19 protein-coding genes are annotated in these 18,351 nt (G+C 70.0%); 9 read left to right on the top strand and 10 right to left on the bottom strand.

Annotation, left to right across the window (positions count from 1 at the left end; translation table 11 throughout):
- Positions 1–195 precede the first annotated feature (195 nt).
- Positions 196–1,875 carry a DUF2207 domain-containing protein gene (locus AB0M01_RS09030; protein WP_363667164.1) on the top strand — a complete coding sequence of 560 codons (1,680 nt, stop codon included), beginning with the start codon at positions 196–198 and terminating at the stop codon, positions 1,873–1,875.
- Positions 1,876–1,878: 3 nt separating this feature from the next.
- Here AB0M01_RS09030 and AB0M01_RS09025 read toward each other — a convergent pair whose 3' ends face one another.
- The 3 genes from AB0M01_RS09025 to AB0M01_RS09015 are packed head-to-tail and all read right to left on the bottom strand — an operon-like array spanning position 1,879 to position 4,893.
- Complete coding sequence (locus tag AB0M01_RS09025) at positions 1,879–3,159, bottom strand: peptidase C39 family protein (protein ID WP_363667162.1); 1,281 nt, start codon at positions 3,157–3,159, stop codon at positions 1,879–1,881.
- Positions 3,160–3,216: 57 nt separating this feature from the next.
- Positions 3,217–3,765 carry a GNAT family protein gene (locus AB0M01_RS09020; protein ID WP_363667160.1) on the bottom strand — a complete coding sequence of 183 codons (549 nt, stop codon included), beginning with the start codon at positions 3,763–3,765 and terminating at the stop codon, positions 3,217–3,219.
- 33 nt (positions 3,766–3,798) lie between these two features.
- Positions 3,799–4,893 (bottom strand): neutral zinc metallopeptidase, encoded by a 1,095-nt coding sequence (locus AB0M01_RS09015; RefSeq protein ID WP_363667158.1) that lies wholly within the window; start codon positions 4,891–4,893, stop codon positions 3,799–3,801.
- Between the two features lie 94 nt (positions 4,894–4,987).
- On the opposite strand from AB0M01_RS09015, the gene cysS reads away from it, so the two are divergent.
- The 3 genes from cysS to AB0M01_RS09000 all read left to right on the top strand — a co-directional run bounded on the left by cysS (position 4,988) and on the right by AB0M01_RS09000 (position 7,865).
- On the top strand, positions 4,988–6,421 hold the full coding sequence (gene cysS, locus AB0M01_RS09010; protein ID WP_363667156.1) for a cysteine--tRNA ligase: 1,434 nt from the start codon (positions 4,988–4,990) through the stop codon (positions 6,419–6,421).
- A gap of 2 nt (positions 6,422–6,423) precedes the next feature.
- Positions 6,424–7,389, top strand: coding sequence for a 23S rRNA (guanosine(2251)-2'-O)-methyltransferase RlmB (gene rlmB / locus AB0M01_RS09005; RefSeq protein ID WP_363667154.1), 966 nt, complete (start codon positions 6,424–6,426; stop codon positions 7,387–7,389).
- Between the two features lie 104 nt (positions 7,390–7,493).
- Positions 7,494–7,865: a hypothetical protein gene (locus AB0M01_RS09000; protein WP_363667152.1), complete on the top strand. Its 372-nt coding sequence runs from the start codon at positions 7,494–7,496 to the stop codon at positions 7,863–7,865.
- Positions 7,866–7,999: 134 nt separating this feature from the next.
- Here the strand turns inward: AB0M01_RS09000 and AB0M01_RS08995 are convergent, their stop codons facing one another.
- The 4 genes from AB0M01_RS08995 to AB0M01_RS08980 form a co-directional block, all read right to left on the bottom strand.
- Positions 8,000–8,878: a S1 family peptidase gene (locus tag AB0M01_RS08995; RefSeq protein ID WP_363667150.1), complete on the bottom strand. Its 879-nt coding sequence runs from the start codon at positions 8,876–8,878 to the stop codon at positions 8,000–8,002.
- Positions 8,879–9,050: 172 nt separating this feature from the next.
- Positions 9,051–9,923 carry a S1 family peptidase gene (locus AB0M01_RS08990; RefSeq protein ID WP_363667148.1) on the bottom strand — a complete coding sequence of 291 codons (873 nt, stop codon included), beginning with the start codon at positions 9,921–9,923 and terminating at the stop codon, positions 9,051–9,053.
- A 156-nt stretch (positions 9,924–10,079) separates the two neighbouring features.
- The gene (locus AB0M01_RS08985; RefSeq protein ID WP_363667146.1) at positions 10,080–11,711 is read right to left on the bottom strand and encodes an alkaline phosphatase D family protein; all 1,632 of its coding nucleotides are present in this window, start codon (positions 11,709–11,711) and stop codon (positions 10,080–10,082) included.
- Between the two features lie 29 nt (positions 11,712–11,740).
- A complete protein-coding gene (locus tag AB0M01_RS08980) occupies positions 11,741–12,325 on the bottom strand; it encodes a TetR/AcrR family transcriptional regulator (protein ID WP_363667144.1) in 585 nt (194 codons plus the stop codon).
- An 85-nt stretch (positions 12,326–12,410) separates the two neighbouring features.
- Here AB0M01_RS08980 and AB0M01_RS08975 point away from each other — a divergent pair, with 85 nt between their 5' ends.
- The 5 genes from AB0M01_RS08975 to AB0M01_RS08955 all read left to right on the top strand — a co-directional run bounded on the left by AB0M01_RS08975 (position 12,411) and on the right by AB0M01_RS08955 (position 15,477).
- Positions 12,411–13,562, top strand: a complete 1,152-nt coding sequence (locus AB0M01_RS08975) for an acyl-CoA dehydrogenase family protein (protein ID WP_363667142.1) — start codon at positions 12,411–12,413, stop codon at positions 13,560–13,562.
- Positions 13,559–14,326 carry an SDR family NAD(P)-dependent oxidoreductase gene (locus AB0M01_RS08970; RefSeq protein WP_363667140.1) on the top strand — a complete coding sequence of 256 codons (768 nt, stop codon included), beginning with the start codon at positions 13,559–13,561 and terminating at the stop codon, positions 14,324–14,326. The genes AB0M01_RS08975 and AB0M01_RS08970 overlap by 4 nt, the downstream gene beginning before the upstream one ends.
- A 106-nt stretch (positions 14,327–14,432) precedes the next feature.
- The gene (locus tag AB0M01_RS08965) at positions 14,433–14,705 is read left to right on the top strand and encodes a type II toxin-antitoxin system prevent-host-death family antitoxin (protein WP_363667138.1); all 273 of its coding nucleotides are present in this window, start codon (positions 14,433–14,435) and stop codon (positions 14,703–14,705) included.
- Positions 14,705–15,103: a type II toxin-antitoxin system VapC family toxin gene (locus tag AB0M01_RS08960; protein WP_363667136.1), complete on the top strand. Its 399-nt coding sequence runs from the start codon at positions 14,705–14,707 to the stop codon at positions 15,101–15,103. The genes AB0M01_RS08965 and AB0M01_RS08960 overlap by 1 nt, the downstream gene beginning before the upstream one ends.
- Positions 15,104–15,216: 113 nt before the next feature.
- Positions 15,217–15,477 carry a hypothetical protein gene (locus AB0M01_RS08955; protein WP_363667134.1) on the top strand — a complete coding sequence of 87 codons (261 nt, stop codon included), beginning with the start codon at positions 15,217–15,219 and terminating at the stop codon, positions 15,475–15,477.
- On the opposite strand, the gene AB0M01_RS08950 is transcribed toward AB0M01_RS08955, so the two are convergent.
- Genes AB0M01_RS08950 through AB0M01_RS08940 form a run of 3 tightly spaced genes read right to left on the bottom strand, consistent with a single transcriptional unit; the run spans position 15,468 to position 18,182 of the window.
- Positions 15,468–16,394 carry a hypothetical protein gene (locus AB0M01_RS08950; RefSeq protein WP_363667132.1) on the bottom strand — a complete coding sequence of 309 codons (927 nt, stop codon included), beginning with the start codon at positions 16,392–16,394 and terminating at the stop codon, positions 15,468–15,470. The two genes, AB0M01_RS08955 and AB0M01_RS08950, sit on opposite strands and share 10 nt — an antisense overlap.
- 7 nt (positions 16,395–16,401) lie before the next feature.
- Positions 16,402–17,397, bottom strand: coding sequence for a hypothetical protein (locus tag AB0M01_RS08945; RefSeq protein WP_363667130.1), 996 nt, complete (start codon positions 17,395–17,397; stop codon positions 16,402–16,404).
- Entirely contained in the window at positions 17,394–18,182 is a 789-nt protein-coding gene (locus AB0M01_RS08940) for a hypothetical protein (protein WP_363667128.1), read from the bottom strand. Before AB0M01_RS08940 ends, AB0M01_RS08945 begins: the two co-directional genes overlap by 4 nt.
- Positions 18,183–18,351 lie beyond the last annotated feature (169 nt).

Below are 18,351 nucleotides of genomic sequence, written 5' to 3'. Positions count from 1 at the left end.
GGCTCGGGGCGAAGCCGCACCCGCCAGACGCTATCCGAGTCCGGGGGCGACCCGCCCACTGGTCCGGCCTGGTCCACCTGACGGAATCGTTGCATCGGGCACGAGTACCGGTAAGGTGCCCCTGCAAGCGGCCGCTGCACGTCGTACCGCAGGGAGCCGACCTTCCTGACCCTCTCGATACGGTGTGATTGGGCGATGCGTCTACGTCTGCTCGGGGTGTCCCTGTGCGCTCTCGGAATCCTGGTCGTGACCGGTGCTCAGGCCGGCGCGTCCGGTCTCGGAGCTGCCGCCGACCCGGTGGTGACCAACTACGACAGTGAGATCCGGGTGGACCGCGACGGCGCCCTGAAGGTCTCCGAGACGTGGAAGCTGAGCAACGTGACCGGGACCTTCACCCGGTTCCTGCTCACCCGCGACCACCTGCCCGACGACGTCGACCACGTGCAGAAGATCGAGGACCTGCAGGTCAAGGCCGGCGGCGAGACGAAGAAGGCCGAGCAGAGCGTCGACGGTGACATCACCTCGATCGCGGTCGAGGACGTCAGCGGCGACGCGCAGCTGGACTTCACCTACACCGTGCGCGGCGCGGTCGCCAGCACGCTGAACGGCACCGAGGTCCGGTTCGCGCCGCTGACCGGCCTGTCGTACACCGTGCAGGACGCGAACATCGTCTACAGCACCCCCGAGGTCTCGCACGTGTTCTGCGTGGCCGGCGCGGTGGACAGCAACCACCCGTGCACGCTGGCCCAGCTCGGCGAGACCGCCGGGCCGACCTTCCGCCAGCAGGGTCTGCCGCCGGGCAACACGGTTCGGATGACGGTCGGCTTCCCGTCCGGCGAGATCGCCGCGAACTCGATCGTCGAGTACCGCAAGACCTTCACGCGGGCCTTCTCCACCGACGCCGCCCAGCTGGTCACGGCGCTGCTCGTGCTGCTGCTCGGCGCCGGCGCCCTGCTCGCGCTGTACCGGCTCCGCGGCCGCGACCAGGTCGACCCGAGCCGCGTCGTCCCGGCGTCGCTGTTCAGCCTCGGTCAGGACACCCGGATCGACTTCACGCCGCCGGCCGACCTGCGCCCCGGCGAGGTCGGCACGCTGATCGACGAGCGGATCGACCCGGTCGACGTGACCGCCACCATCATCGACCTGGCGGTCCGCGGCCACCTGACCATCACCGAGCTCGAGCACGCCAACGAGTACGCCCGGCCGGACTGGCAGCTGAAGCGGGTCGCCAACGCGCCCTCGGAGGAGCTGCAGCGCTACGAGAACGTCCTGGTCCGCGCGATCTTCGGCGACAACGACACGGTCCTGGTCTCCGAGCTCGGCCCGCAGGTCCGGGCGAACCTCGGCCAGGTCCAGGACGCCCTGTACGACGGTGTCGTGAAGCGCGGCTGGTTCACCGAGCGCCCGGACCGGACCCGCTCGCTGTGGACGACCGTCGGGCTCGGCCTGACCGTGCTGGGCGTCGTACTGATCGTCCTGCTCGCCCTGTTCAGCACCTGGGGCCTGCTGGGGATCGCCGTCACCGCTGTCGGCGTCGGCCTGCTGGTGATCGGCCGGCACATGCCCGCCAAGGCCCCGGCCGCCGGGCGGGTGCTCGGCCAGGTCGCGGCGATCCGCGGCGAGCTGCTGGAGATGGACGTCAGCGAGCTGCCCAGCGACCAGCACGTCGAGCTCTGCTCGCGCGCCCTCCCGTACGCCGTGGTCCTGGGCGGGTCGGAGCGCTGGATCGACGCCCTCGTCGCCACCGACGTGGACGACGACGAGGACGAGGGCTTCCCCTGGTACCGCGGGCCCCGCGGCTGGCACCTGCAGCACCTGCCCGACTCGCTGCGGAACCTCACCACCAACCTGACCGGGGCTCTGTTCACCCGCTGACGGTCACCAGTTGTCCTGGGCTCCGGCCCGGGGCAGCTGCTTCCAGCTCGGGTGGATGACGTAGACCAGGCCACCCGAGTGCGGCACCCAGGCGTTCTCGAACGCCTTCCGGTCGTACGTCGTCCGGACCTCGTCGTTGCTCTTGATCAGGTGCGAGGCCGGGTCGTTGACGACGACGTTGCCGTTGCGGTCGAAGCCGACGATCACCATCAGGTGCCCGTTGGTCCCGTAGCCGGCGCCGGGCAGCTCGTCCTTCTCGAACGACAGCGACGCGACCAGCGGGATCCCGGCCTTGATGAACTGCTCGGCCTCGGTCAACGAGCGCAGCCGGGTGACGAAGGCGTCCACCTTGCGGGTTCCGGCGTACGCCGTGTTGAAGGGCCAGTTCCCGGCGCCGTCGTAGTCGTAGTCGAAGACCATCCGGGCCGAGTGGTCGACCTGCGGGTCCGCGTCGGCCGGGTCGACCCAGCTGGTCTCGCGCTTGGTCGGTCCGGCTCGCCAGTAGTCCAGCACCATCGCGGTGGACGTCGCCGAGCACCAGGCCTCGCCGCCGTTGTCCCACTGCGGGTAGTGCCCGATGTGCGTCTCCTGCGAGTACGTCGGGACGTCCAGCACCTTGCCCCAGGCGCCACCGCCCCGGCTGACCGGCACAGTCTCGGCGTCAGGCAGCCGCGACGCCATGGCGCCGACCGAGCGGACCACCGGGGCCTGCCGGCTCCCGGCCTGACGGAACAGGGTCACCTTGAGCCGCCAGCGGTCCAGCGAGTGCCCGTCGTTGGCCACGAAGGTGTCGACCGCGACGTCGCCGACGGTGTCCTCCTGGTCAGGTACGGAGGTGCGGTGCATGCTGTCGTCGCCACTGGTCCAGCGGCCGAGCACGTACCACTTGGTGCTCGTCCCCAGGTCGGAGCGACCCGACATCGACACCTCGATCCAGGTGCCGGCCGGTGTGGTGGCGTTCCAGGAGGCGACGAGCTCGGTCAGGCCGAAGCCGGGCCGGACCTCCGGCGAGACCCAGCTGGCCTGCTCGTAGGTCTTGGGAGTGCCGTCGCCGAACGGGTCGACGTACGCCGTCGTACCGGTGGGCTTGCGGAAGACCAGGTTGCCGCCGGCCATCGACGTGCCCTGGTGCTGGCCGGCCAGGAAGTCCAGCGGTGACGTCCACTGGTGGTAGCCGATGTCGCGGCGCTCCTCCGGCGGGGCGGCGGCGGACGGCGAGATGACGAGGCTGCCGAGCACGGCGGAGGTCAGCAGCAGGGCGGTACTGCGGGTGACAGGGGTCATACTCTCCGACGATAGGGCACCTGTCGTGAATGTGTAACGGCTGACGTGTCGCCGTGGTTACTTCTTGTCTGGCCACTCGTCGGCGAGCAGCGCGTAGACCAGCTCGTCGGTCCACTCGCCCTTGAGGAACTCGTTGCGGACGAAGTGCGCCTCGCGGCGCATCCCGAGCCGCTCGAGCAGCTTCACCGAGCCGGTGTTGCGGGCGTCCAGCCGGGCGATCACCCGGTGCATCCCGTACTGCTCGAAGCCGAGCCGGAGCAGCTCCTTCGCGGCCTCGGCGGCGTACCCGCGCCCGCCGGACTCCGGGTGGAACACGTAGCCGATCTCGCCCGCGCGGTGCTCGGCCGAGTACACGAACAGCGTCACCTCGCCGAGGTGCTGACCGGTCTCGGTCAGGACGACGGCGAACGTCAGCGCCTGGCCGTCGGTGTCCATCGGGACGTCGGCCAGCCGCTTGGCCAGACCCTCGCGCACCTGCTCGGGCGAGCGCGCGTCGTACAGCAGGAACCTGGCCACCTCCGGGTTCGACTGCAGCTTCAGGAGGTCGTCGTAGTCGGACTCGCGGTAGCGGCGCAGGGTCAGCCGTTCGGTGCTGATCTCAGTCATCGAAACCACCGTAGAACAAGGGCGCAACCCGTTTTAGCGGACCTTGTCCGAGGTCGCGGTGAAGGTGTTGCACAGGGCAACGTTGCGGGAGTTGAAGCCGCGGTTCATCCAGTACGGCTGGATGTACTTGCTGCCGTGCGTGCGCTCGGTGTCGTACTCGTCGCCGGAGTTGTTCGACAGCCAGACCCACTGCCGCTTGTACTCGCCGGTGATCGGCAGCGTGTTCCGGTTCGCGCCGTCGAAGATCGCGGCGAAGCAGGTCGCCTGGATCTCCATCCGGCGGTTCACCTCCAGCCGCGCGGTCCGGTTCGGGGCGTCGTACCAGAGGTCGTCGAAGGCGCTGGAGATCCCGGTCAGGTTCTGCAGGTGGTGCCCGTACTCGTGCGCCATCGTGTCGGCCATCGACACCTTGAGGAAGACCCGGCTGTAGTTCGCCTTGTACTTCGCGTACGCGCGGACGTCGCTCAGCCCGTCGATGTAGATGGTCCGGTTGGAGTCGCAGTAGAAGGAGCGGCCGGAGCTGCCGCCGCACGGCGAGCTCACGCTGCCGTTCATGGTGACCAGGTTCGGCGGCCGGAAGACGTCCCGCCCGGTCCGGACCTGCCGCGGCCAGGCGCGGTCCAGGCAGGCCTTGATCGCGGCGTTGAAGGCCGCCGCTGCCCGGATGTTCGGCGCGCTGGTGCCCGGCATCCGGCAGCCGACCGAGGTCTGGACGCCACCGCGGTAGAAGCCGTCCCGGGTGACGATCTCGTACGGCGTGGGCTGCCGCGGCGGAGGCGGCGTGGTCTTGGTCGGCTGCGGCGCCGGGGGCTTCGGGGCCGTGGTCGTCGGCTCCGCGGTGGGCTGCGGCTCCGGGCTGTAGCTGTAGGTGGGCTGCGGCTGGGTGTAGTCGTTGTGCCGGTTGTGCTTGGCGACCACACCGATGGTCCACAGCCCGCCGATCACCACGACACCGAGCGCCAGCGGGATCACCACCGCGAGCCACGCCTTGGACTTCTTCTTCCGCGGCGGCTGCGGACCCCAGCCGAACTGTTGCTGCTGAGGCGGAGGAGGCTGGAACTGGTACGGCATCTGGGGCTGGTACTGCGGCGGGTACTGCGGTGCGCCGTACGGCTGCTGGTTCGACAAGGTTCCTCCTCGGGGAGCACCGTACCGGGCGCCCGGGTTCCCGCCTGTGGAGAATTTGTCAAGAGTGGTGCTCGGCGACCGTTACCCTTGATCGGTGACTCTTCGCTTGTACGACACCGCGACAGCAGCAGTGAGGGATTTCGTACCGGTCCACCCGGGCAAGGTCGGGATCTACCACTGTGGGCTGACGGTGCAGGGTGCCCCGCACGTCGGGCACATCTACAAGGAGGTCGTCTTCGACGTCCTGCGGCGCTGGCTCGAGCGCTCCGGGTACGAGGTCACCGTGATCGCCAACGTCACCGACATCGACGACAAGATCCTGGCCAAGTCGGCCGAGCGCGGTGTCGAGTGGTGGGCGCACGCCTACGAGTTCGAGCGTGAGCTGCACTGGGCCTACGACGTGCTCGGCTGCCGCCCGCCGACGTACGAGCCGCGCGCCACCGGGCACATCCCGGAGATGCTGGAGATGATCGCCGAGCTGATCGAGCGCGGGCACGCCTACGTCGCCCCCGACGGCTCCGGGGACGTGTACTTCGACGTCAAGTCCTGGCCGGCGTACGGCGCGCTGTCGCACCAGAAGATCGACGAGATGGAGGACGCGGCCGACGCGGACCCGCGCGGCAAGCGCGACCCGCGCGACTTCGCGCTCTGGAAGGGCTGGACCGAGGGCACCCCGGAGACCGCCTCCTGGCCCGCGCCGTGGGGCCGCGGCCGCCCGGGCTGGCACCTGGAGTGCTCCGCGATGGCCGGCAAGTACCTCGGCGCCGAGTTCGACATCCACGGCGGCGGGCTGGACCTGCGCTTCCCGCACCACGAGAACGAGCTGGCCCAGTCGACCGCGGTCGGGCAGAAGTTCGCGCGGACCTGGATGCACAGCGCGCTGGTCACGGCGGCCGGGGAGAAGATGTCGAAGTCGCTGGGCAACGGCGCGGTCGTCCGCAGCGTGGTCGAGCGGGTCCGGCCGATCGAGCTGCGGTACTACCTGGTCCAGTCGCACTACCGGTCGGTGGTGGAGTTCTCGTTCGAGGCGCTGGAGGAGGCCGCGACCGGGTTCCGGCGGATCGAGGGGTTCGTGACCCGCGCGACCGAGGTGACCGGTGGGGTCGCCGCGTCGGCCGAGCTGCCGGCCGAGTTCGGGGCGGCGCTCGACGACGACTTTGGTACGCCGGCCGCTGTCGCCGTACTGTGGAACACGGTTCGCGAGGGCAACAAGCTGGTGGCCGACGGCGACTCGCCCGCGCTGCGGGAGGTGCTGGGCTCGGTCCGGGCGATGCTCGACGTGTTCGGGCTGGACCCGCTGGCCGAGCCGTGGGCCTCCCGGTCGGGGTCGAACGACGAGCTGACCGAGGTCGTCGACGGGCTGGTCGGTGCGCTGCTGGACCAGCGCAAGGCGGCCCGGGAGCGCAAGGACTACGCGGCGTCGGACCAGATCCGCGACCGGTTGAAGGAGCTCGGCGTCGTCGTCGAGGACACCCCGCAGGGGTCGCGCTGGACGATCGCCCCGCGCCCAACGAGTGAAGGAAACTAGACGTGCCAGGCAGTAGTCAGCGCAAGGGCGCCATCCGGAAGAAGCCGCGCGGGAACCCGACCGCCGGTTCCGGTGGCCGGGTCCGCCGGGGGCTGGAGGGCAAGGGCCCGACGCCGAAGGCGGTGGACCGGACCAAGCACCCGGCCCACAAGCGGGCCAAGGCCAAGGAGCGCGCCGAGAAGCGCGCCGGCGGCGGCCGCCGCCCGGCCCGCAAGGACGAGGGCGCGACCGTCGAGTGGGTCTACGGCCGCAACCCGGTCGTCGAGGCGCTCCGGGCCGGCGTACCGGCCAGTGCGGTTTACGTTGCCGAGGGCACCGAACGTGACCCGCGGCTGCGCGAGGCGCTGCTGCTCGCCGTCGAGCGCGGGATTGCGCTGCTCGAGGTGCCGCGGATCGAGCTCGACCGGCACACCAGCAACGGCGCCCACCAGGGCCTGGCGATCCAGATCCCGCCGTACGAGTACGCCCACGCCGACGACCTGCTCCGGGCCGCGTACGACGCGAACCAGGCGCCGCTGATCGTCGCGCTGGACGGCGTCACCGACCCGCGCAACCTCGGCGCGATCACCCGCTCGGCCGCCGCCTTCGGCGCCCACGGCGTACTCATCCCCGAACGCCGCGCCGCCCAGGTGTCCGCGTCCGCGTGGAAGACCTCCGCCGGCGCCGCCGCCCGCATCCCGGTCGCGAAGGTCACCAACCTCAACCGCGCCCTCAAGTCCTACAAGGACGCCGGCCTCCTGGTCGTCGGCCTCGACATGGGCGGCGAGGTCGAACTCCCCGACCTGGCCTCGGCCACCGACCCGATCGTCCTGGTCGTCGGCTCCGAAGGCAAAGGCCTGGCCCGCCTGGTCCGCGAGAACTGCGACATCATCGTCTCCATCCCGATGACGTCAGCCACCGAGTCCCTCAACGCGGGCATCGCCACCGGCGTAGCCCTCTACGAGATCTCCCGCCGCCGGGCGCAGTAACCCAGCCCCGAACGCCGAGCAGGCCCCGGACCAGCCGGTCCAGGGCCTGCTGCGCTTTCAGGCCCGCATCTTTCAAGTACCGGCCACCGATCGAGGGCCGGTACTTGAAAGACTGTCAGGCGACGAGTTTCGGCTGCCAGCCCAAGCCGTCCGCCGCCGACATCACCACCGCCTTCGAACAGTGCGCCGAAGCCCTCCGCCTCCGCCTGGCCGCCGAGGGCCACCACGCTCCAGCCGTCTTCTACGTCTGGCACGACGAAATGGCCGGCCAACTCCGCTGCTCGACCACGTCCTACCCCGCCGACCAACTACCCTTCGGCTGCACCGTCGTCCCGACCACCCTGGAGTCGATCGCCGCCGACTTCCTCCGCGCCCCCGGCTACATCCCGTGGTCCGACCTCCACCCGGCCGACAACGAGGACGACGAGGACACCCGCGAATGGACCGTAGAGGTCTGGACAACCCCGGTCACCTGACAACGCGCAACAGGCCCCGGACCGTGTCGGTCCGGGGCCTGCTTCCGTTCTGGGGCGACATCTTCCAAGTACCGGCCACCGATCGAGGGCCGGTACTTGAAAGATTGTCAGGCGACGAGTTTCTGCAGCCTGGGTCAGTACACGTTCACGTTGTAGACCCCCAGCGCCTCCGGGACCGGCTGGAAGAACGTCGTGCCGCCCGACGAGCAGTTGCCGCTGCCACCCGAGGTGAGGCCGAGCGCGACCTCGCCGGCGAAGAGGGCGCCGCCGGAGTCGCCGCCTTCGGCGCAGACGTTGGTCTGGATCAGGCCGGTGACGGTGCCTTCGGCGTAGTTGACGGTGGCGTTGACGCCGGTGACGGTGCCGGTGTGGACCTGGGTGGTGCTGCCGCTGCGGGTGACGGCCTGGCCGACGCTGGCGTCGCCGGCGCTGGTGATCTCCTGGAAGGAGCCGTTGTACAGGTCGACGTTGCCGGGCGGTTCCGTCGTACCGGCCGGGTACTTCACCAGGGCGTAGTCGTTGCCGGGGAAGCTGGAGCCTTGGACGGTGCCGACCGAGGTGCCGTGGCCGGAGTCGGCGAACCACTCGGCGGCGATGTTGCCGCAGTGGCCGGCGGTCAGGAAGTAGTACGACGACCCGTCGGTGACGTTGAAGCCGAGCGAGCAGCGGTACTGCCCGCCGTAGATGGCGTCGCCGCCGGACAGCTTCTTGGTGAACTTGCCGGGGACCTTCGTCAGCGTGACCTTGCTGCCGAAGTTCTTCGTGACGGCAGTCAGTGCGGCGTACTTGGCGCCGGTGACGGTGTCGTCGTACGAGACGGTGACGGTGCCGTCGGAGCCGGTGACCCAGCTGGTGCCGGGGATCGACGCCTGGTCGGCGAGCGTCGCGGTGATGCTGTCGGCCGTCAGGGCGGCGGGTGCTGCCGAGGCCTGCGTGGCCAGCAGGCCGGTGGTGGTGGCGAGCGCGGCAGCAGCGACGGCTGCGGCGACGCGGCGGGCGGGAGTGAATGGCATGGTCAGCCTCCTCACGAGAAGGACGCATTCGGGGCGGACGCGTCCAGGTCGACCGCAGTAAGGCCTACCCAGCACCTCACCCACTACGCGGCCGGACCCGATCTCGAAGGGCTAACCTTCACCTGCGCACCGGCGGGTTATGGACGTCCATAACCCGCCGGTGATGACCAGGTCAGTACACGCTCACGCCGTACCGGTTGAGGACCTCGACGACCGGCTGGAAGTACGTCGTCCCGCCGGTGCGGCAGTTGCCGCTGCCACCGGAGGTCAGACCCAGCGCGGTGGTGCCGGAGAACAGCGAGCCCCCGGAGTCACCGCCCTCGGCGCAGACGTTGGTCCGGATCAGGCCGGTGACGGTGCCCTCGGCGTAGTTCACCGTGGCGTTCAGACCGGTGACCGAGCCGCTGCGCAGCCCGGTCGTGCTGCCGCTGCGCCGGACCGACTGACCGACCGTCGGGTTCGCGGCGCTGGTGATGTCCTGGTACGAGCCGTTGTACAGGTTCACGTTGCCGGGGTGGTTCGTGTACGACGCCGCGTAGCGGACGATGCCGTAGTCGTTGCCCGGGAAGCTCGTGCCGTACCGGGTGCCGAGCAGCGTCGTCTGCGACGAGTTGGCGTACCAGTTCGTGCCCAGGTTGGTGCAGTGGCCGGCGGTCAGGAAGTAGTAGGTGCTGCCGCTGCGCACGTTGAAGCCGAGCGAGCAGCGGTAGCCGCCGGTGTAGATGGCGTCGCCGCCGCTGATCCGCTTGGACAGGACGCCGGGCAGCTTCTCCAGGGTGATCTGGCTGCCGAAGCGCTTGGTGACGTTGGTGAGCGCGGCCAGCTTGCTGCCGCTCACGGTGTCGTCGTACGAGACGATGATCCGGCCCGACTTCTCGTCGGTCATCCAGGCGGTGCCGGGGATCGTCGCCTCCTTGCTCAGGGTGGCGGTGATCGTGCTCGCGGTGGCGACGGCCTCGGGGGCCGCGTTCGCGGAGGCGAGCTGGACGGTGGTGGCGACCAGGCCGGCGGCTGCCAGCAGGGCCACGGTACGGCGAATGCGCATGGTTGTGCCTCCTCACGATGAGGACGCCCGGGGCGGGAACGTCCTTGACTCAACCGTGATCTGTTCTACCGGAAACTGTCACAAAGTGCCCGAGTGAACGCGGAGCGTAAGGGTTTCCCTCCGTCCGGAAACCGGTCAGTGTCTGGACGGCCTCGGTCAGCCGGTGTAGGAGAGCGTTCTCCGCAGCAGCTGCCGGTCCCGGCCGAGCGCCGCGTGGTCGACGTCGACGCTCCAGCTGTCGCCGTCCAGCGTCACGCTCATCACCCCGTTGTCGAACCACGGCCCGTACGCCGTACGCCAGGTCGCCGCGACGTCCCGCACCCCGGCCGACCGGGCCAGCTTGTGCAGCAGCGCGGTCATCCACCCGGTGTCGAGCAGCTTGTTGGCGACCCGGACATGCTTCGGGATCGGGTTCCGGAACGGCGACATCGTCAGCTGCCGGATCGCCGTACCGGGGTGCTCGACCGCGGTCAGCCGCGCCTCGGTCACGTAGCTGCAGTGCACGTCGCCGGACAGCATCAGGATCGACGCCGGCGGCTGCTCCGACGCCACCAGTTCGCCGAGCAGGTCGGTCACGTCGTCGAACGACTTCCGGAACGACGCCCAGTGCTCCAGATCCATGCCCTGCCGGATCCGCTCACCCAGCCGCGCTCCGCGCGCACCCCAAGCGCCCGACGAGATCGCCTCGTCCCAGCCCTCCAGGTGGTGCAGCCCCGGTGTCAGCAGGAACGGCAGCGTCGACGCCAGCAGCAGGTGGTTGATCGGCGTCGTCGCCTCGACGGTGTGCCGCCGCACCCACTCCCACTCGTGCACGTCGACCATCGCGCGCTCACCCGGCTGCAGGTGCCGCGAGCAGCGCGAGTCGACCGCCACCAGCCGCACACCCTGGCCGAAGTCGCGGTAGAAGCTCCAGCGGGTCGACGCCGGGTCCTCGTCGGCCTCCCACGCGAACGCGTCCAGGTACGCCGTCCGCTCGACGTCGTCGTCCAGCGTCCGCATGGCCTGGTACGTCGAGTCCTCGGCCAGCTGCTCCGGCGACAGGTTCCCCAGGTGCTGGTAGACCCAGTACGACGCGTACGCGCCGACCACCCGGTCGTGCCACCACGGCTGCTGGGTCACCCAGCGCCGCCAGGTCAGCGACGTGTTCCAGTCGTCGCGCAGGTCGTGGTCGTCGAGCAGCATGCACAGCGGGACGGTGGAGAACAGCCAGCGCACCGCCGGGTGGATCCAGGCGTCGTCGTACAGCCAGGTGTACTCCTCGAAGTTGCCGATCTCGTCCTGCACCTCGGAGCCGGGCCGGCCGCCGTGGGCCGCGCGCAGCTTCTCCAGTACGGCGTCCGACGGGTCGTCGGCGTACACCTGGTCGCCGAGCAGCAGGATCGCGTCCGGCCGCTCGTGGTCGGTGCCGGCCATTCGCTCGGCCAGCGCGACCAGGGCGTCCGGCCCGAAGTCCGCGAACCCCTGCTCGTCGAACGGCGCCGAGCGCCGGCACGACCCGAAGGTCAGCCGGGTCCCGCCGTCGGCGGTCGGCGTCCGGATCACGCTCGGCCCGTACGGCGACTCGGCGAGCGGCCAGGCGCGCTCACCGCCGAGGTGCACCTCGTACGGCGTACTGGTGCCGGGCTGCAGGCCCTCGATCAGGACCAGCGCGTAGTGGTGGCCGTGCACGGACCAGGTGCTCGCGCGGTGGCCGAGGATCTCGACCTCACCCGGTGCGGTGGTCTCCACCCAGACGGTGGCGCGTGTCTGGTCGACGTACCGCAGCAGCGGCCCCAGCTTCAGTTGCATCCGGAAAAGCTACTCCGGCGGTGCAAGTCCTAGTCGACGCGCAGCGAGTGCAGCACGAACGACGCGAGCTCGCGGTAGGCCTCGGCGTCGTTCAGGCCGGTGCGCCGGGCGATGTCGCCGCGCTGGATGGCCTGCATGGTGTGCGCGACCATCTCGGCGGCGAAGCCGATGTCGACCTGGCGGAACGTCTTGCTGGCGATCCCGTCCTCGATCAGCTGCCGGACCCGGTCGGCGGCGATCCGGGTGTTGCGCTCGTAGACCGAGCGGGCCGGCGCGAAGGTCGCGACGTCGTCGAGGAAGGTCCGGCTGGCCGGCCGCAGCGCGTCGGCGACGGCGTTCAGGTATGCCGCGATCCGGCGGTCGTGCCGGGTCTGCCGGGCGACCGTCGCCTCGACCTGCGCGGTGGCGTTCTTGAAGTAGTGCTTGACCACCTCGACGGCCAGCTGCTCCTTGCTCGGCGCGAGCGCGTACAGGGTGGTTTTGCTGCAGCGCAGCTCGGCGGCCAGGTCGTCCAGGGTGAATCTGCTGAAGCCCTGCGTGAGAAACAGGGACAGGAGCCGGTCGAGCAGCTCGGACTGCCTGCGGGTGCGGCGTCCCGGGACGACTGTTGTCATATCGAGACAGCATAGAACGATACTGCAGTTGAGGCGACAGTATCGATCAGAGTATCGTTCAGGCAGCCGTTGAGAGGGGTGCCTGATGGCTGTCGACCGGTTGCTGCCGACCGAGGAATCCACCGACCTGCTCGCCCTGGTCCGGGACCTGTGCGAGCACGAGCTGGCGCCGCACGCGGCGCGCGCCGAGGAGACCGAGACGTTCCCGCGGGACGCCTTCCGGACCCTCGGCAAGGCGGGCCTGCTCGGCCTGCCCTACCCGGAGCAGTACGGCGGCGCCGAGCAGCCGTACGAGGTGTACCTGCAGATGCTCGAGGAGATCGCCGCCGCCTGGATGTCGGTCGGCGTCGGGCTCTCGGTGCACACGATGACCAGCTACGCGGTGGCCAGTTTCGGCACCGAGGAGCAGCGCGCGCGGCTGCTGCCGGACATGGTCGGGGGCGAGCTGCTCGGCGCGTACGCGCTGTCGGAGCCGCAGGCCGGGTCCGACATCAGCTCGATGACCACCAAGGCCGTCCGCGACGGCGACTGGTACGTGCTGAGCGGGACCAAGTCCTGGATCACGCACGGCTCGCACGCCGACTTCTACACCACGTTCGCCCGGACGTCGGCCGATCCCAAGCACGGGATCTCGGCCTTCCATGTCCCGGCCTCCTCCGGCGGGCTCAGCTTCGGGGCGCCCGAGCGGAAGATGGGGCTGACCGGGTCCACGACGACGCTGGTCAACTACGACCACGTCCGGGTCCCGGTCAGCCACCTGATCGGCGCCGAGGGTGACGGGATGCGGATCGCGCTCTCGGCGCTCGACTCCGGCCGGCTCGGGATCGCGGCCTGCGCGGTCGGGCTGGCCCAGGCGGCGCTGGACTGCGCGGCGGCGTACGCGCTGGAGCGCAAGCAGTTCGGCTCCGCGATCGCGGACTTCCAGGGGCTGCAGTTCCTGCTCGCGGACATGGCGGCGGCGGTCGAGTCGGCCCGGTCGACCTACCTGGCCGCGGCCCGGCGGCGTGATCTCGGCCGGCCGTTCACGCAGCAGGCGGCGATCGCCAAACTGGTCTGCACCGACGCCGCGATGAAGGTGACCACCGACGCCGTCCAGGTCCTCGGTGGCTACGGTTACACCCGCGACTTCCCGGCCGAGCGCTACATGCGCGAGGCCAAGGTGACGCAGATCTTCGAAGGAACCAACCAGATCCAGCGCCTGGTGATCAGCCGCGATTTGCTCAGGAGTGTTCGATGAAGCTTGGCCCTTCCGACGTTGCCCTCGTCACCGGTGGAGGCTCCGGTCTCGGTGAGGCGACCGTACGCCGGCTCGCCGCGGCCGGCGTCGGTGTGGTGATCTGCGACCTCCCGTCGTCCGCCGGCAAGACGATCGCCGAGGAGCTCGGCGACCGCGTCGTCTTCGCGCCGACCGACGTCACCGACGAGGCTGCGGTCGTCGCGGCCCTGGACGCGGCCGCCGCGCTCGGCGACCTCCGCGTCGTCGTCACCTGTGCGGGCGTGGCCACTCCCGGCCGCGTCGTCGGCCGCAAGGGCCCGTTGCCCCTGGCAACGTTCCGCCAGGTGATCGAGGTCAACCTGATCGGCACCTTCAACGTCCTCCGCCTCGCCGCCGAACGGATGGCCGCGCTGGAGCCCACTGCGGACGGCGACCGCGGCGTGGTCGTCATGACCGCCTCCATCGCGGCGTACGACGGCCAGGTCGGCCAGGCGGCGTACGCCGCCAGCAAGGGCGGCATCGTCTCCCTCACCCTCACCGCCGCCCGCGACCTCGCCGACAAGGCCATCCGCGTCGTCACCATCGCCCCCGGCACCATGGAGACCCCGATGCTGGCCGGTCTCCCCGAGGAAACCCGCACCGTCCTGGAGCAGCAGGTCCCGCACCCGTCCCGCCTCGGCCGCCCCGACGAGTACGCGTCCCTGGTCACCCACATCCTCGACAACCAACTCCTCAACGGCGAAACCATCCGCCTCGACGGCGCCCTGAGAATGCCCCCGCGCTGAAACTGGGCTGTGGACAACGCCGGCCGCGGCGCCGGAGCCTCGTATCTTCCCTGGCGAGAACAACCAGGGAAGGACGTGTCTGACAAATATGTACTACAATCTGTCCATGGCTGAGGTGTCGATCCGCGAGCTGAATCAGGCGACCGCCAAGGTGCTGGCCCGGGTGAAGCTGGGCGAGGAGGTCGACGTCACCGAGCGGGGTGTGGTGGTGGCCCGGCTGGTTCCGGCCGAACCGTCGCCCATCGGCCGCCTGCTGGCGACCGGCAATCTACGGCCGCCTCGGGCGAGTGGGCCTTTGGCTCACCCCAAGGGCAGTGTGCGGGCGGAGGGGGAGTCGGGGCAGCTGCTCGAGCAGCTGCGCGACGAGGAACGCTACTGATGATCTACCTCGACACCGCGGCCCTGGTGAAGCTGGTCCGCCGTGAGGTCGCGTCGGACGAATTGGTCGACTGGCTGAACAGCCGGACCGACCGGTTACTGGTGGCCTCGGCCCTGGTGGAGGTTGAGTTGCCGCGCGCGCTGCGTCGCACCGAACCGGACCTGCTGGCCGCCGTACCGGCACTGCTGGCGCATGTCGCGGTGTACGAGATCGACGAGCTCGTCAGGGCCACGGCCGCGGCGTACGCCGATGGCCTGATCCGTTCGCTCGACGCGATCCACCTGGCCACCGCGCAGGCGGTCTTCGGCGCGGACCTGACCGCTTTCGTCACCTATGACCAGCGCCTGCTCGCCGCGGCCGACGCGCTCGGACTACCCATCCATTCTCCGGGAGCCTGAACAATTCCCTGAGAATGATTCATTTCGATTGCGCTCGAACAGGTCGTAACCGCGCATTTGTCTGCGTAGTGTCGAAGCAATCGCAGTGAGTCATTCTTCAAAGGAGAAGACCGATGAACAGAATTGTCGCCGCCGGCGTCGCCACGCTGGCCCTGGGGGGCACGCTCCTGGCCACCGCCCCTCCCGCCTCGGCCCACCAGACCGTCGTCGCAGCCCCGGCGACCGTGCAGGACTACGAGTACTACACCTGGTACTGGGCCCGCGACACCTGCGAAAGCGAAGGCGCGAAACTGCAGGTCCGCGGCGTCATCTCGAACTACTACTGCCAGCAGAGCGCGTACACCACCTGGTACCTGTACGTCCTCTACCGCTGAATTCCTTTCACCATTTCGTACAATTGATGATTGTACGACGTCTGATGGTGAATTCCTCTCAACAATGGCCGGACGACGGCAGCACTCAATTGCCGCCGAGTGCCGCCGTCGTCCGTGCCGTTGAAATGACAGCCGGCGTAGCGGACCAGCACCTCCTGCTCGAGCCCGTCGGCGCGGACCTTGAGAACGATGAGCTCGGCCCCGAGGATGTCGATACAACTCAGGTCCTCGGGGCCGTAGCCCTCAGGCGCTTCGAGGATGGCCGCGACCAGCGCGGAGGCCTCGGGGCCGGCGAGCCGTGAGCTTGCGATCAGCGGAGCCCGGCGCTCACCCCGGCCGTTCCTGATCGCGTAGCGGCAGACGGTGATCGACTCCACGGCGCCCGGCGCGGGCAGGCCGCCGGTGTCCGCGGGGCGGGCGGTTGGTGGGTGGGCGCGGGCGTCGGCGGTCGAGGTGGCGATCGGGTAAAGCGTGGGTTCGGCCAGTGGGTGGTCCGGTGGGCAGCCGTACGCGTCGAGGCCGTCGATGGGTCGCGCGGAGTCGAGGATCCGGTGGCGGAGGGCGTCGTCGTCGCTGAACACCGTGAGGTAGACCCCGTCGACGACCCGGGTCTCCTCGGTCCAGCCGTGGTCGGGCGGCCGGACTCCGGGCTCGCGGGCGGGGCCAGATGGCGGCACGACCGGCAGGACTCGCCCGCGCTTGCGTGCGTCGGCGTCGAACCACAGGTACGACGTCCGGTACGGCAGCGGCGGGTACGGATCGCGGCAGCCCTTGGCCCGGATCGCACCCGGCCGGCCGACGTACGGCGGACCGAGTTTGTCGACGAGGCACGGCGGGCGGTTGGTCGTGCCCCAGCTCCAGTCGTCGGGGACCTGTACCTCGACGGTCTGGTAGGACTCCCAGCGCCGGCCGGTCATGCTCGGATCATCGCACCGGTGGGGGTGTGCCGATCAAGAGCTTGTCGAGGGCTGGGTACGACTGGTTGACCTGGTGTACGCCGACGAAGAGCTGCCGGGCGGTGTCCGCGGTGAGCTGACGGCGTACTGAGCTGTCGTCCGTGCCGTTGTCGTGGCAGCCGTCGTAGCGGTAGATGACGTCCTGCGCGTGCTCGCTGCCCTGGACGCGGAGAATCAGGAACTCGTGCCCGGGGTCGGGGCGCGGCTCAGGTGCGCACCGGTGCGGATCGGTGATCTCCGGTCCAGCACCCGGCGGGGCGGCGACCAGATCGCGGACCAGGTGGTCCGCGGCGACGCCGCTCAGCCGCGAACTCGCCTGGAGCCGGGCAAACCTGATGTCCTCGGGACTACCCGTCGGCGCGATCGGCAGACCCTCGATCGAGTACCGGCAGACGCTCACCCCAGTGACATCGCCGACGGACTTGAGTCCACCCTGAGCCGGCGGACGCGCGACCCTCCGGTCAGCCCGAGGCGCGCAGCCGTAGCTGTCGACGCTCGCGACGACACCAGCCGAGTCGAAGATCTGCCGACGCAGTACGTCGTCCCCAGCTGTCACCGTGACGAGCTGCTCCCCGATCTTCCGCGTCTCGCGGATCCAACCGCCGGCCAGCGGTACGACGCCCACCCGCTCCCCGCCGAAAACCACCGACGGCGCAACCTGCTGGGCAGGCTTCGCGGCGGGGCACAGCTTCAAAGCCGTCGACCTCATCCCACCAGGCCGAAATACTGTTGCCTCCGGCACCCAGTCGTCCTCCGAACAGTCCGCCGGCCCAGTCCACAAGGCCTGCGCCCAACTGCCCGGAACCCGCAGCTGCACATCACCGTACGACTCCCACCGCCACTCCGCCCCGGCCGACTCGGCCGCGGGTCGTCCTGATTCCTGTCCAGCAATCGCCTTCCCGCCGATCGTCAGCGCGACCGCACCGACCGCCAGCAGGATCACGCTCAAGCGTCGGCGCATCATCGTGCCCCCAGGTCGTCGAGAATCGGCAGCACCGGCTGTTTCGCGTACAGGACCTGGCTCAGCGGCACCATCGTGTCCTTGGTGAGCCGCCGCTGCGTGGTGCCGTCGTCGGTCCCGTTCGAGTGGCAGGTGGCGTAGCGGACGACGAGCTCCTGGACGCCGTTCTCGCCGTTCACCGTCACCAGCAGGTCGTCGCGGTCCTGTGGGTGCTCGCAGTTGGAGGACCTCGTGGCCGGCCCAACACCTGCCGGGGCCGCGCGCAGCGCGTCGCCGAGTTGGCGTGCCGCGTTGCCGGAGATCTGAAGACCGGCGCGAAAGAAACTGGGTGCGCCCGGCAACTGGTAGGTGTAGGCGCACACCCGGATCGACGTCACCGCACCGATCGCGGCCAGCCCCGGACCCGTCGGCCGTTGCCCGTCACCCAGTACGGCGGGACGCCCGACCGTGCACCCGTTGGGGTCCGTCCCGCCCGTCCACACCGCCGAGTCGAGGATGCGCCGCCGCAACCCGGCGTCGGCACTGAACACGCTCAAAGAAACGCCGCCGACGATCCGCACCTCGGTCGCCCACCCGTGGTCGAACCGCGTGATCCCGGCCTTGGCCTCCGGCTCGTCGAACCACAGGTGCGGAACCCGCTCAGCCAACGGCGGTACCGCGGGACAGCCGATCGTGATCGTCGGCCCACGCCACGGCCGCCCGACCAGCGGCGTCCTGTTCGGTGCGCTCTTCCGGTCCCCGCAGGCCCAGACGTGCGTGTACGTCGAGTCCTCCCAGCTGTCAGGCACCCGAACCTTGACCGCGCCGTACGACTCCCACCGCCACCCCGGGCGAGTAGTGCCCCCAACGACCGGTGCCGTCGGGTCAGCCGCAGGTTGCCCTGGGGCACTCGCGCCCTCGGTCGGCGCTGCCCGCGAGCCGGCATCACCCGAGCCGGCACCGCCCATCTCCGCAGAG

This window comes from Kribbella sp. NPDC051770 (assembly GCF_040681455.1).
Classification (GTDB): domain Bacteria; phylum Actinomycetota; class Actinomycetes; order Propionibacteriales; family Kribbellaceae; genus Kribbella.
Note: the sequence above shows the minus strand (reverse complement) of the source record. Positions and strands in the feature narration are given on the sequence as shown.

Bases quoted from the DNA above. Each gene is read 5' to 3' on its own strand.
- AB0M01_RS09030 (WP_363667164.1), top strand. From the start codon at position 196: ATGCGTCTACGTCTGCTCGGGGTGTCCCTGTGCGCTCTCGGAATCCTG.
- AB0M01_RS09025 (WP_363667162.1), bottom strand. From the start codon at position 3,159: ATGACCCCTGTCACCCGCAGTACCGCCCTGCTGCTGACCTCCGCCGTG.
- AB0M01_RS09020 (WP_363667160.1), bottom strand. From the start codon at position 3,765: ATGACTGAGATCAGCACCGAACGGCTGACCCTGCGCCGCTACCGCGAG.
- AB0M01_RS08995 (WP_363667150.1), bottom strand. From the start codon at position 8,878: ATGCCATTCACTCCCGCCCGCCGCGTCGCCGCAGCCGTCGCTGCTGCC.
- AB0M01_RS08990 (WP_363667148.1), bottom strand. From the start codon at position 9,923: ATGCGCATTCGCCGTACCGTGGCCCTGCTGGCAGCCGCCGGCCTGGTC.
- AB0M01_RS08985 (WP_363667146.1), bottom strand. From the start codon at position 11,711: ATGCAACTGAAGCTGGGGCCGCTGCTGCGGTACGTCGACCAGACACGC.
- AB0M01_RS08980 (WP_363667144.1), bottom strand. From the start codon at position 12,325: ATGACAACAGTCGTCCCGGGACGCCGCACCCGCAGGCAGTCCGAGCTG.
- AB0M01_RS08975 (WP_363667142.1), top strand. From the start codon at position 12,411: ATGGCTGTCGACCGGTTGCTGCCGACCGAGGAATCCACCGACCTGCTC.
- AB0M01_RS08970 (WP_363667140.1), top strand. From the start codon at position 13,559: ATGAAGCTTGGCCCTTCCGACGTTGCCCTCGTCACCGGTGGAGGCTCC.
- AB0M01_RS08965 (WP_363667138.1), top strand. From the start codon at position 14,433: ATGGCTGAGGTGTCGATCCGCGAGCTGAATCAGGCGACCGCCAAGGTG.
- AB0M01_RS08960 (WP_363667136.1), top strand. From the start codon at position 14,705: ATGATCTACCTCGACACCGCGGCCCTGGTGAAGCTGGTCCGCCGTGAG.
- AB0M01_RS08955 (WP_363667134.1), top strand. From the start codon at position 15,217: ATGAACAGAATTGTCGCCGCCGGCGTCGCCACGCTGGCCCTGGGGGGC.
- AB0M01_RS08950 (WP_363667132.1), bottom strand. From the start codon at position 16,394: ATGACCGGCCGGCGCTGGGAGTCCTACCAGACCGTCGAGGTACAGGTC.
- AB0M01_RS08945 (WP_363667130.1), bottom strand. From the start codon at position 17,397: ATGATGCGCCGACGCTTGAGCGTGATCCTGCTGGCGGTCGGTGCGGTC.